This is a genomic window from Sphingopyxis sp. CR5 (assembly GCF_059693785.1).
Genome location: NZ_JCATIE010000016.1, coordinates 65,472 through 76,829, shown reverse-complemented (window position 1 = coordinate 76,829; position 11,358 = coordinate 65,472). Strand labels below are relative to the sequence as shown.

Annotated in this window: 11 protein-coding genes and 1 pseudogene; 4 read left to right on the top strand and 8 right to left on the bottom strand. The window is 64.5% G+C overall.

Annotated elements, in window-relative coordinates; genetic code table 11:
• Nucleotides 1–123: pseudogene (locus AC58D2_RS19520) on the top strand (IS5 family transposase); the annotation flags it as partial.
• Here the strand turns inward: AC58D2_RS19520 and AC58D2_RS19515 are convergent.
• The 7 genes from AC58D2_RS19515 to AC58D2_RS19485 form a co-directional block, all read right to left on the bottom strand.
• Nucleotides 85–918, bottom strand: coding sequence for a reverse transcriptase family protein (locus AC58D2_RS19515; RefSeq protein WP_497392711.1), 834 nt, complete (start codon nucleotides 916–918; stop codon nucleotides 85–87). The pseudogene AC58D2_RS19520 and the gene AC58D2_RS19515 sit on opposite strands and share 39 nt — an antisense overlap.
• A complete protein-coding gene (locus AC58D2_RS19510) occupies nucleotides 908–1,210 on the bottom strand; it encodes a helix-turn-helix transcriptional regulator (protein WP_497392710.1) in 303 nt (100 codons plus the stop codon). The genes AC58D2_RS19515 and AC58D2_RS19510 overlap by 11 nt, the downstream gene beginning before the upstream one ends.
• Before the next feature lie 40 nt (nucleotides 1,211–1,250).
• Complete coding sequence (locus AC58D2_RS19505; RefSeq protein ID WP_497392709.1) at nucleotides 1,251–1,421, bottom strand: hypothetical protein; 171 nt, start codon at nucleotides 1,419–1,421, stop codon at nucleotides 1,251–1,253.
• Nucleotides 1,422–1,733: 312 nt separating this feature from the next.
• A complete protein-coding gene (locus AC58D2_RS19500; RefSeq protein WP_497392708.1) occupies nucleotides 1,734–2,294 on the bottom strand; it encodes a pseudouridine synthase in 561 nt (186 codons plus the stop codon).
• Between the two features lie 147 nt (nucleotides 2,295–2,441).
• On the bottom strand, nucleotides 2,442–4,274 hold the full coding sequence (gene typA, locus AC58D2_RS19495; protein WP_497392707.1) for a translational GTPase TypA: 1,833 nt from the start codon (nucleotides 4,272–4,274) through the stop codon (nucleotides 2,442–2,444).
• Nucleotides 4,275–4,450: 176 nt separating this feature from the next.
• Nucleotides 4,451–5,659, bottom strand: coding sequence for a mechanosensitive ion channel (locus tag AC58D2_RS19490; protein ID WP_497392706.1), 1,209 nt, complete (start codon nucleotides 5,657–5,659; stop codon nucleotides 4,451–4,453).
• A gap of 155 nt (nucleotides 5,660–5,814) precedes the next feature.
• Nucleotides 5,815–6,513, bottom strand: a complete 699-nt coding sequence (locus AC58D2_RS19485; RefSeq protein WP_497392705.1) for a 5'-methylthioadenosine/S-adenosylhomocysteine nucleosidase family protein — start codon at nucleotides 6,511–6,513, stop codon at nucleotides 5,815–5,817.
• A gap of 64 nt (nucleotides 6,514–6,577) precedes the next feature.
• Here AC58D2_RS19485 and AC58D2_RS19480 point away from each other — a divergent pair, with 64 nt between their 5' ends.
• The 3 genes from AC58D2_RS19480 (at nucleotide 6,578) to AC58D2_RS19470 (ending at nucleotide 9,562) form a co-directional block, all read left to right on the top strand.
• Nucleotides 6,578–7,537: a bile acid:sodium symporter family protein gene (locus tag AC58D2_RS19480; protein ID WP_497392704.1), complete on the top strand. Its 960-nt coding sequence runs from the start codon at nucleotides 6,578–6,580 to the stop codon at nucleotides 7,535–7,537.
• Between the two features lie 62 nt (nucleotides 7,538–7,599).
• Nucleotides 7,600–8,811 carry a toxic anion resistance protein gene (locus AC58D2_RS19475; protein WP_497392703.1) on the top strand — a complete coding sequence of 404 codons (1,212 nt, stop codon included), beginning with the start codon at nucleotides 7,600–7,602 and terminating at the stop codon, nucleotides 8,809–8,811.
• 16 nt (nucleotides 8,812–8,827) lie between these two features.
• Entirely contained in the window at nucleotides 8,828–9,562 is a 735-nt protein-coding gene (locus AC58D2_RS19470; protein WP_497392702.1) for a hypothetical protein, read from the top strand.
• On the opposite strand, the gene AC58D2_RS19465 is transcribed toward AC58D2_RS19470, so the two are convergent.
• Nucleotides 9,559–11,313, bottom strand: coding sequence for a GGDEF domain-containing protein (locus tag AC58D2_RS19465; RefSeq protein ID WP_497392701.1), 1,755 nt, complete (start codon nucleotides 11,311–11,313; stop codon nucleotides 9,559–9,561). The two genes, AC58D2_RS19470 and AC58D2_RS19465, sit on opposite strands and share 4 nt — an antisense overlap.
• Nucleotides 11,314–11,358 lie beyond the last annotated feature (45 nt).

Here is an 11,358-nt window from a genome sequence, read left to right as displayed (position 1 = left end):
TTCAACAAACTCAAGAATTGGCGCAGGGTCGCCACCCGCTACGACAAAACCAAGGAATCCTACCTCGGCTTCGTCGCGCTCGCCTCAGTTAAACTCTGGATACCCTTTGTCCACGAAGCCTAGTCCGGTAGCGGTCAGCAATAGAGCTTTCGCCTCGTGCCGTTTTTTGTGCTGGCGGAACGGAGCCAACAACTTGTCACCCTTGACCATCACGCCGGTGATCTCTGCCGGGCGATCAACGAAAGTCTTGGTCTTGTGGTACGCGAGACCGTGGCCATGGATCATCTTCCGGACCTCCCACATATCAGCTTCCGGGACACGCCGACCCGATATCGTCACGTCGTCTATGTAAACAGTGAAGGTGTAACCCTTCAACCTGCAGAATTCAGCGATCCGCGCCCAAAGGTCATAAAAGGCGAAGTAAGCCATTATCGGACTTAGCGGCGATCCGGTCGGCAAATGGCTTTTGTAGCAGGCAAGATTTGCTAGCGTGCCCGCGATGTCGCGTTCGCACTGCATGATCTTGTGGAAGAACCAGAACACTCGCTGCTGCGGTGTGCTGGGGAAGAATTTGCGAATATCGAGGCACTGGACGACGCGATTCCCGCGATGCGCGGCAGCGTTGCTTACGTAACAACGGCGCTTCACCGGGCAGAAGAGGAAGTCGGGCGGAGTGATCTGCGCGAGATGTCGAAAAATGCGAGCTTGAATTCGCTTAAGCGGCTTGCAAGGATTCTCGACGCGCCGCGTTCCGCCGGATTTCTTCGGCATATCAAACTCGCGGTATTGCTCATCGCCGCCACGCGACAGGGCGCGCAATTCTGCTGGCGATATTCTCAACATCGCTGCGAGCTTCGCGCGCGACTTCAACCTGTAGAAGGGAGACTGGTCGAGAGCGTAGGTGGCTTTAGCGGGCATCAACCCGCTCCGAGCGCGCTTCAAGAAACTGCATTAGGCCGAGCATCTTCCCGGCCACAATGGAGCGAGCGCGATCGAACGTGCCGCCTTCCACGCTCTCGGCAAAGAACATGATCGAGGAAACCGGAATTCCAAATTTGTCGGAGTAGCGCTGGACAATGTCGAGCGTTGGGGTCTTTCGACCCTTTTCAATTTCAGAGAGATATGAGGTCGAAACGTCCAGCAGCTCAGCAACCTGCTTCTGCTTTAGGTCGTGATAAACGCGAATAAGTCGGAGTGCTTCGCCAAGCATCAAACATCCTTGGTTTGAGAATGTAATGCAGGGTGGTGTCTCATGCCTTGAACAGCTTAACCAACTCGATAACCAAATGGAGGATTTTCGCCACCACCGGGCCTACTGCCAGTATCGCCTGGAGCGTCAGCGGATTGACCAGTCGGCCCTTGCGCTTCGGCTTGTCTTCATCACTCGAACACCCGCGTTCGCTGTCGTTATCCTCAGTCATAGACTTTCTCCTTCATCGCCAGCCGCTGCAAACCAGCGGTCCTGCCATCCGACAATGAAGGTGGGGAACGAACGCTTTTACCCTGATCACCTGAGCGGTCGCGCGCCATCGCGACCGCTCGGGACCTCACGGTTTCCCGCTTACCGGCCCAAAAGTTAGGAGTTGCCTCCCGCGAGGGTTTCCCCCCAATGAATGATGGCTATCCCCTTATTCAATTAACGACGCGAGCTTAGTGTCACGATTCACTAGGCATGTCGAGAGAAATCCGCTGTCAGCGAACTTTTTTTGCTATCTTAGCGCATTGACGATAGCTTAGCTATCAACCCCGCGCCACGCCCCCAGTCCCAAATCCCCGATCTCCCACGCCCCGATCCGCCACCGCACCAGCCGCAGCGTCGGAAACCCCACCGCAGCGGTCATCCGCCGCACCTGGCGGTTGCGCCCCTCGGTGATCGTCAGTTCGATCCAGCTATCGGGCACGCTCTTGCGATATCGCACCGGCGGGTCGCGGTCCCACAGCCGGGGTGGCTCGATGCGGCGGACGGTCGCAGGGCGGGTGCGGCCGTCTTTCAGCTCGACGCCGGCGCGCAGCGCGGCGAGGGCGGCGGCGTCGGGTTCGCCCTCGACCTGCGCGAGATAGGTTTTGGGCATCTTGTGCTTCGGCGAGGAAATCCGCGCCTGCAGCGCGCCGTCGTCGGTCAGGATCAACAGCCCCTCGCTATCGCGGTCGAGCCGGCCGGCGGGATAGACGCCCGGCACGTCGATATAATCGGACAGCGTCGCGCGCGGGCCATCCGCGGGCGCGGTCATGCCCTTGTCGGTGAATTGCGACAGGACGCCCCACGGCTTGTTGAACAGGATCAGGCGGGTCACGGCGCGTTCTCCCCGATCACCCTGAGTGCCGAATTTCCGTGTTCCCCCGCGAAGGCGGAGGGCCATCTCCGGCCGGTGCTGATTTCACCCACCGGTGATGGGTCCCCGCCTTCGCGGGGACCCACGATCCATTTTCGTCGGCGAGAGTTACGCCGCTTCCTTCTTGCGCGACGCCTTCTTGCGCTCGTGCGGGTCGAGGATCGCCTTGCGCAGGCGGATGTTCGCCGGCGTCACCTCGACCATCTCGTCGTCGTCGATATAGGCGATCGCCTGTTCGAGCGTCATGCGCCGCGGCGGGGTCAGGCGGATCGCGTCGTCCTTGCCCGTCGAGCGGAAGTTGGTGAGCTGCTTCGACTTCATCGGGTTGACCTCCAGGTCGTCGGGCTTCGCATTCTCGCCGATGATCATCCCTTCATACAGCGCCTCGCCGGGCGAGACGAACAGGATGCCGCGCTCTTCGAGCGGGCCGAGCGCATAGGCGACCGCTTCGCCCGCACCGTTGGAGATCAGCACGCCGTTCTTGCGGCCCTCGATCGCGCCCTTGTACGGGCCGTATTTCTCGAACAGGCGGTTCATGATCCCGGTGCCGCGCGTGTCGGACAGGAATTCGCCGTGATAGCCGATCAGGCCGCGGCTGGGGCCGGAGAAAGTGATGCGCGTCTTGCCGCCGCCACTGGGGCGCATGTCGGTCAGCTCGGCCTTGCGGATCTGCATCTTCTCGACGACCGTGCCCGAATGCTCGTCGTCGACGTCGATGACGACGGTTTCATAGGGTTCGGTACGCCCGCCTGCCTCGTCGGTCTGGAACAGCACGCGCGGGCGGCTGATCCCGAGTTCGAAGCCTTCGCGGCGCATCGTCTCGATCAGCACGCCGAGCTGAAGCTCGCCGCGGCCCGCGACTTCGAAGCTGTCCTTGTCGGCGCTTTCGGTGATGCGGATCGCGACATTGGTTTCGGCCTCGCGGAGCAGGCGGTCGCGGATCATGCGGCTCGTCACCTTGCTGCCTTCGCGCCCCGCCATCGGGCTGTCGTTGACGGCAAAGCGCATCGACAGCGTCGGCGGGTCAATCGGCTGCGCGGCGATCGGCTCGCCAACGCTGGTGTCGGCGATCGTGTTCGCGACCGTTGCCTGCGCGAGCCCCGCGATCGCGACGATGTCGCCCGCGCGCGCTTCCTCGACGGGAACGCGGTCGAGCCCGCGGAAGGCGAGCAGCTTCGACGCGCGCCCGGTCTCGATGACCTTGCCGTCCATGTCGATCGCGTGGATCGGCTGGTTGACCTTGACCGTCCCCGACTGGACGCGGCCGGTCAGCACGCGGCCGATGAAATTGTCGCGATCGAGCAGGGTCGCGAGGAAGGTGAAGGGACCGTTTTCGTCAAGGCCGGGGGTCGGGACGTGGCCGACGATCGTCTCGAACAGCGGGGTCAGGTCGCCCTCGCGCGCTTCGGGGTCGGGCGAGGCGAAGCCGGCGCGGCCCGAGGCGTAAAGGATCGGGAAATCGAGCTGTTCGTCGCTCGCGTCGAGGGTGAGGAACAGTTCGAACACCTCGTCGAGCACTTCGGCGGGGCGCGCATCGCTGCGGTCGATCTTGTTGACGACGACGATCGGCTTCAGGCCGAGCGCGAGCGCCTTGCCGGTGACGAACTTGGTCTGCGGCATCGGGCCTTCGGCGGCGTCGACGAGCAGGATGACCCCGTCGACCATCGACAGGATGCGCTCGACCTCGGCGCCGAAATCGGCGTGGCCCGGCGTATCGACGATGTTGATACGGGTGGTATCGGCGCCCTCACCCCATTCGACGCTGGTGCATTTCGCCAGGATGGTGATCCCACGTTCTTTCTCCAGGTCATTGGAATCCATCGCTCTTTCCTCGACACGCTGGTTGTCGCGAAAGGTACCGGACTGGCGAAAGAGCTGGTCGACGAGGGTGGTCTTGCCATGATCGACGTGCGCGATGATGGCGATATTGCGCAGAGACATGCGGATTCGGCCTTTTGGGAGCGGGCGGCGCAACAGGCGCCGCAATCGGCCGCGCCCCTAACAGAAGCGCCGCTGCGCCGCAACAAAATTGCCGGAGGGCGTGCAGGGCCGAAAAAGCGGAGCGCGGCTGCCCCGAAGGACAACCGCGCCCCGATTCTGACGAAAGGCCGAAGAGTCTATTCGGCGGGCGGTGACGCCTTGCGCCGCCCCGCCGGAGGCGCGCCGCGCATATCGTCGAGCACCCGCGCCGCCGCATCGCGGCCGCCCAGCCCGAAGGCGAGCGCCGCGGCGGCCGCCGTCCCGATGACGAGCGCACCGAATGCCATTTCGATAATGCTGTCGGCGATCCCCATATATTTGAGGCCCATCGCCGAGAAGAGCAGGATCGTCGCATAGCGGACGACGCGCGGCCCCACGCCCTCACCGGCCGCTCCGCCGATCAGCGATGCGAGGAAATTGGCGACGAGGAAGCCGATCGCAATAATCACCCCGCCGAACAGCACAGCCCCGCCAAGGCGCAGCACTTCGTCGACAACCGCCGTCAATTCGGGGAAGTCGAGCAGACGCGTCGCAGCGATCGCGGCGACCAGCAGGATCGTCACCATGACGATCTTGCTCGCAACCGCCGAAACCTTGACGCCGGCGGGCAGCAAGCCGATCGCGGCGACCGACTGGTCGGCACCGAGCCCCGCCACGAGGTCCTCGACCAGCGAAGCGACCCAGCGCGCGATGACGAAGCCCAGACCGAGCACGAGCGAAGCGCCGATGATGTTCGGAACCGCGTCGAGAATCCGCGTCAGCATCGCGACGAGCGGCCCGCTGACCGCCTCTATCTGCAAAGCCTGAAGCGCTCCGATAACGGTCGGGATGATCAGAACCACATAGACGATCGTGCCGATTGTCCGGCTGATCGTGCTGTTGCCGGTAACCTGGTCGACGCCGCCACGATTGGCCCAGCGGTCGAAATCCACCGTCGACAGCACGGTCTCGACCAGTTCCTTCGCGATCCGCGCGAGCATATGGCCTATGAACAGGATCAGTCCCGCACCGACGATATTGGGAATGAAGCCCATCGCCTTGCCGAGCATCACCTCCATCGGTCCGGTCACCGACCCGAGATTGAGGACATTGAGGATCGCGATCAGGCCGAGCAGCCAGATCAACAGCGAGACGATGCGGCCGAGCGACAGGCCGAAGCTTTCGCCCGTCGACGTCTCCCGCCGCAGCACCGGCACCGTTTCGACCAGTTTGGCGAAGGCCCACTTCGCCGCCTTGGCAAGCACCCACGTTGCCAGAAGTATCAGTAAAGCAATAAAGGCCATGCGGCCATATCCAAGGATACGATCGCCTTCGATAATAAAGTTACCGATCTGAATATCGTTCATATATGTGATTTCCCCATTTTCACTCGCGATCGGTCCCTGGTTCCTTATTCCGGATGGTCCTGGATTTCCGGAAAATCGCGATAAGGGCTGATGAGTATCACATTTATTGAAAATATGCCAGTTTGGCACGGGTCAGCGCAGGGCTGCCGCTGCAATCAGTTTGCATGCTCCGCCGCGTCCCCGACCGCCGGCGCAGCGCGCACCAGGGCGACCAGCCGCTCGACTTCGCGCGCCGCCGCGCGCGCCGCACGGCCCAGATTCGCGTGAAAATCGCCGCCGCTTTCGCCATTCGCTTCGTCGGTGACGGCCTTCACCGCCGCCCAGGGCTTGCCGAGCCGTGTCGCGACTTGCGCCAGCGCACCGACCTCCATGTCGACAAGGACCGCGCCGACGCCCGCCGCCAGATCCGCAGCGGCGGCGGGGCACGCCACGAAGCTGTCGCCGCTCGCGATCCGCGCGTGCGGGAGGCCAAGCCCGGGATCGGGCAAGGCCGTGAAATGTGTTTCGCCCGCGTCTCCCATCGGCCATTCGCCCGCCCGATAGCGGCGAAATGTCCCTGGATGCGCCGCGCCATAATCATGTTGCACGGCTTCGGCGAGCCAATAGGCGCCCGGCGCCGCTCCGCCGAGAGCCCCGCACGTGCCGCTCATCAAGAACAGGTCGGCACCGGCACCCAACATGCCCGCGCACAGCGCCGCGTTGACCTTGCCGAGCCCGCAGCAGGCGATCGCGATGTCGTGGCCATGCGCCGCCAGGCGGCGGACGGCGAAGACACCGCCGTCGCGGCGTCCGCTACCGGGGAAGAGCGCGTCGCCCTCTTCGGGCAGCGCGGCGAGGATCAGGATATCGGCCATGCTGCCTGTCTATCGCGGGATCGCCGCTTGCCAAGCGGCAATGCGGACGCCATCGCTCCGCGCCATGCTTTCGCGCATCTTTCCCGACCGCTTCGTGCCGGTCCTGCTCGCCACGATCCTGCTCGCCAGCCTGCTGCCGGTGCGCGGCGACGCCGTTCCCGTCGCGCAAGCGGTTTCTACCGCTTCGATCGTGCTGCTCTTCTTCCTCAACGGCGTGCGGCTGCCTCGCGACGAAGTGCTCCACGGCATCCGCAACTGGAAACTGCAAGGCGCCGCCTTCGGTTTCTGCTTCGGCGCGATGGCCCTGCTCGGATTCGGCGCGCACCTGATCACCGCTCCGTTTCTGCCGGCGACGCTGGCGCTCGGATTCCTCTTCCTCGGCATCCTGCCTTCGACGGTCCAATCGGCAACCGCCGCAAGTTCGATGGCCGGCGGCAACGTCGCGGCCAGCGTCGTTGCGGCAGCACTGCTCAACCTTTCGGGCGTGTTCCTCTCACCCCTGCTCTTCGCGCTGCTCGCGGGCAATGCGGGCGAAATCCACGGCGCCGCGGCATTGCGCATCGTCGCGATCCTGCTGCTTCCCTTTCTGACCGGGCAGGTGGCGCAGCACTGGCTACGCCCGCTTGTGTTGCGGCATCGCGGGCTCGCGACCCTGATGGATCGCACCGCGATCGCAACTGCGGTATATGTCGCCTTTTCGGCTGCGGTTGTCGGCGGCATCTGGAACCGGCTCGACACGCGCGAGATTACGATCGTGGTCGGCATGGCCGTGCTCCTCCTCACATGCGCTTTCGGAGGGACATGGTTTCTCGGACGCCTGCTTTCGCTCGCGCGGACCGATCGCATCACCCTGCTCTTCTCGGGCGCCCAGAAAAGCCTTGCGGTCGGCGCGCCGCTCGCCGCGACACTCTTTCCGCCCGCGACGGCCGGCATGGTGCTGCTGCCAATCCTCGTCTATCATATGAGCCAGCTGATCGTTTCGGCATGGATCGCACCGGCGCTGAATCGATCCGCCTCAGTGTGATGCTTGAATAACACAGTCACGCATGCCATATTGGCAAGTGGCTTGGGGTTGGAAGGAAAGACATGAGCGAAGAGACCGCGACGGCGACCGAAAGCGCAGAACTGAAGCTGACCCCGCCCGAGCCGCTGAACCCCCTCGCCCCCGAAAAGGCGGCGGGCCTCGTGCCGCTGTCGGCCGAGCAGAAATCGAAACTCGAAGAACGCGTCGACGGCTTCATCGACGACCTGGTGGCGCAGGATGAAAATTCGCCCGAATTCGGCAAGCGGGTCGACCAGATCACCAACATGGGCCGCAAGGAAATGCTCGACGCGGCGAACCATTCGAACCGTTTCCTCGACCGCCCGGTCAAGGCGATAGAACGCGACAACGACATCGGCCAGAATCTGATCGAACTGCGCAGCACCGTCGAACGGCTCGATCCCTCGGCGAATGGCAAGCTGCTGTCGAAGCGCGGCTTCCTCGACAAGATCTTCGGTAGCAAGATCAGCAATTATTTCGCGCAGTACCGCAGCGCCCAGACGCATATCGGCGGCATCCTGACCGCGCTCGCCAATGGCAAGGACGAGCTGCTGATGGACAATGCCGCGATCGATGTCGAGCGGCGCAAGATGTGGGAATCGATGGGCAAGCTCGAGCAGATGGTGCACATCGCCAAGACGCTCGACGAACGGCTCGAGGCGAAAGCGATCGAGCTCGACGGCACCGATCCGGCCAAGGCGAAGATCCTGCGCGAGAATGCGCTCTTCTATGCGCGTCAGCGTACGCAGGATCTGCTCACCCAAATGGCGGTGACGGTTCAGGGCTATCTGGCGCTCGACCTCGTCAAAAAGAATAATGTCGAGCTCGTTAAGGGCGTCGACCGCGCTTCGACCACCACCGTCGGCGCGCTCAAGACCGCAATCACCGTCGCGCAGGCGATGACCAACCAGAAGCTGGTGCTCGAACAGATCACCGCGCTCAACACCACGACCGCGAACATCATCGACGGCACGTCGAAGATGCTCAAGGACAATACCGCACGCATCCACGAACAGGCCGCGTCGAGCACGATCCCGATGGAGACGCTGAGCCGCGCCTTCCAGAATATCTACGATACGATGGACGCGATCGACACCTTCAAGCTGAAGGCGCTCGACACGATGAAGACCACCGTGGGCGCGCTCGAAGGCGAAGTCGCGAAGTCGAAGGGCTATATCGCGCGCGCCGAAGGCGCGAGCCAGGCGCAGGCGAGCGTCGGTGGCGAAAACAGCCCGCTCGCCGCGCTCGAAGGCTGACGGTCCGGAGATGGCAATGAGCGAAACCGACCAGACGATCATGCTCGGCAGTGCCGCGATCGAGCGGTCGCGCGAACGGCGCCGGCCGATCGGCACCAAGAGCCTGGCGCTGCGGCGCCAGCATCTGTTCAAAAAGATCGGCCGCATGTTCATGGCGGGCGGCGCGGTGCTCATCGCGGCGGCGATTTTCGGCGCGGTGATCCAGCCGCTGGGCTTCACCGGCGTGATGGCGGTCACGCTGCTGCTCGTTGGCGTCGCAGTGCTGTTCGGCAAATGGCCGCCCTTCCCCGAACCGCGTCAGGCCGACCTGCCGAAGGCCGATCTGAAACAGCTCGCCGGCCGTACCGAAATCTGGCTCGAGGCGCAGCGTCCGGCGCTTCCCGCACCCGCACGTCAGCTCGTCGACGGGATCGGCGTCCAGCTCGACCTGCTCGCGCCGCAGCTCCAGACGCTCGATGCTGCGACGCTGGCGGCGGCAAATATCCGCAAGCTCGTCGGCGAAGACCTGCCCGAACTCGTCGCGGGTTATCAGCGTATCCCGGCGGGATTGCGCAGCGAAGCCCACGGCGGCCGCACGCCCGACGACACGCTCGTCGGCGGGCTCCGCATGCTTGAGCGCGAGATCGGCGATGCCGCGCGCAACCTCGCCGCGGGCGAAATCGACAAGCTCGCGACGCGCGAACGCTATCTCCAGCTCAAATATGAGGGGCTGGACAGCGAGGACCAACCCGCCCCAACCCCCGGAACCTAGCTCGAAAAGGCGACGCAGCCGTCCGATTCATCGCCGGCGACCGCGCCGTACCGCCGAACATCGACACGGTTGCGCCCGGCGCGCTTGGCTTCATAGAGCGCCGCGTCGGCGAAGCGGTAAAGCTGTTGGAAATCGGCGGCGGGGTTGGTTTCGGCAACGCCGACGCTGACCGTCACCACGCGCGCGCCCAGAACGTCGCCGTGGTCGCAGGCTTCGATTTCGCGGCGAATGCTTTCGGCGAAGCGGTCGAGCATGATTCCCTCCATGCCGACCGTGAGCAGCCCGAACTCTTCGCCGCCCAGGCGGGACACGGTACACATCGCCCCTTCCCAGCGTTCGATCCGCTTCGCGATCCGGCACAGCACCGCATCGCCGACCTCATGGCCATGCTGGTCGTTGATCGACTTGAACCGGTCGATGTCGACGAGCAACAACGCCGCCGGCAGACCGCCCGCACCCGCGCGTTCGAGGAGCGGTGTCACGCGCTCGACAAAGGCGCGGCGGTTGGGCAGGCCGGTCAGGGGGTCGCGCCGTGCGAGCGCCTGTGCCTCGGCTTCTGCGGCGCGCGCATCGTCGCGCTCGATGCGCAGATGCGACAGCCGGCGCGTCGCCGCCGCCGCCAACCACAAGGCCTGCCACGTCGCCGCGACGAGCACGATCAGCTTCGATCCGCCGCCCCAGAAGCTGTCCTCGACATCGACGATGTGGACCAGCGCGAGCATCGCCATCGGCAAGCACCACGCCAGCGCGAAATCGCGCGCTTCGATCGAGCCCCGGCGCCAGCCCCATCCGATGCAGAGGACCACCGCAAGCAGGTCTGCGAGCACGGCCACGCCCAGGATATCGGCCCAGAGGCTGAGGTCGATGCCGCGTGCCAGGGCCAGCGGGACACCCGCGATCGCGATCGACAGGCCCAACCCGAGCGTCGCATAGCGCAGGCAGCCCGGAATCCGGCCGCGATCGATCGCCGTGACCGCGCTGGCGGTGGCGATGCCGATCGCCAGGCAGGCCAGCAGCGTCGCCGCCTGTGCAGAGGGCGTCCCGGCGGCGGCAGGCCACAGGGCAAGATGGACTTGCGACCAGAGCGCGCCCCACGCGATCATCACTCCGGACCAGAGCGCCTGCCAGGCCAGATATTGGCGGCGCACCCCGATCGCGAGCGAAAGGCTGTAGATGCCGCTGACGAGCAGCAGCGTCAGCGATGCTCCGACTACGGCGGCCATTCCGGCGGCCTGCAACCCGGCACTGTCGCCCGAAACGAGGCGCGGACGCAGCAGGTGATAATCCGCCAACCCATCGGACCGTATGGCCATCGCGACCGGCGGCGCGACGCGGCCCTGGGCCTCGAACAACAGCTGGCCGCCGACGCGCCAGTGCGAACCGTAATCACCCTGCCGGACATCCTGCCAGCGAACCGCGCCGTCGGCATAGACGAAGCCGACCGCCAGCCGGTCAAAGCGCGTATAGTGGACCATGACCGCCGGCATCCTGCCCGTCGCACCGTCGTCGACCGGGAAGCGCAGCCACAGGCTGCGCTTCCGATAATCCTGCGGCTCCCCCGTGCAGGCAAAAGGAAGCGCAGCCAGATCGTCGTCCGGAACGGAAACGTCTGTGACGGCATGGCAAAAAGGCGCATCGAGGTGGAGAGCACGCGCGGTCGCCGGGGTCGCAAGGCACGCCGCGACGAGCCAGGCGAGCGCGAACGCCAGCACGCGCCATCGGCGCTCCCGATCTTGTCGCAAGACCATCATGGCACGACCCTATGCCCCCAATTCCTTGGTATATCTTTACCGACC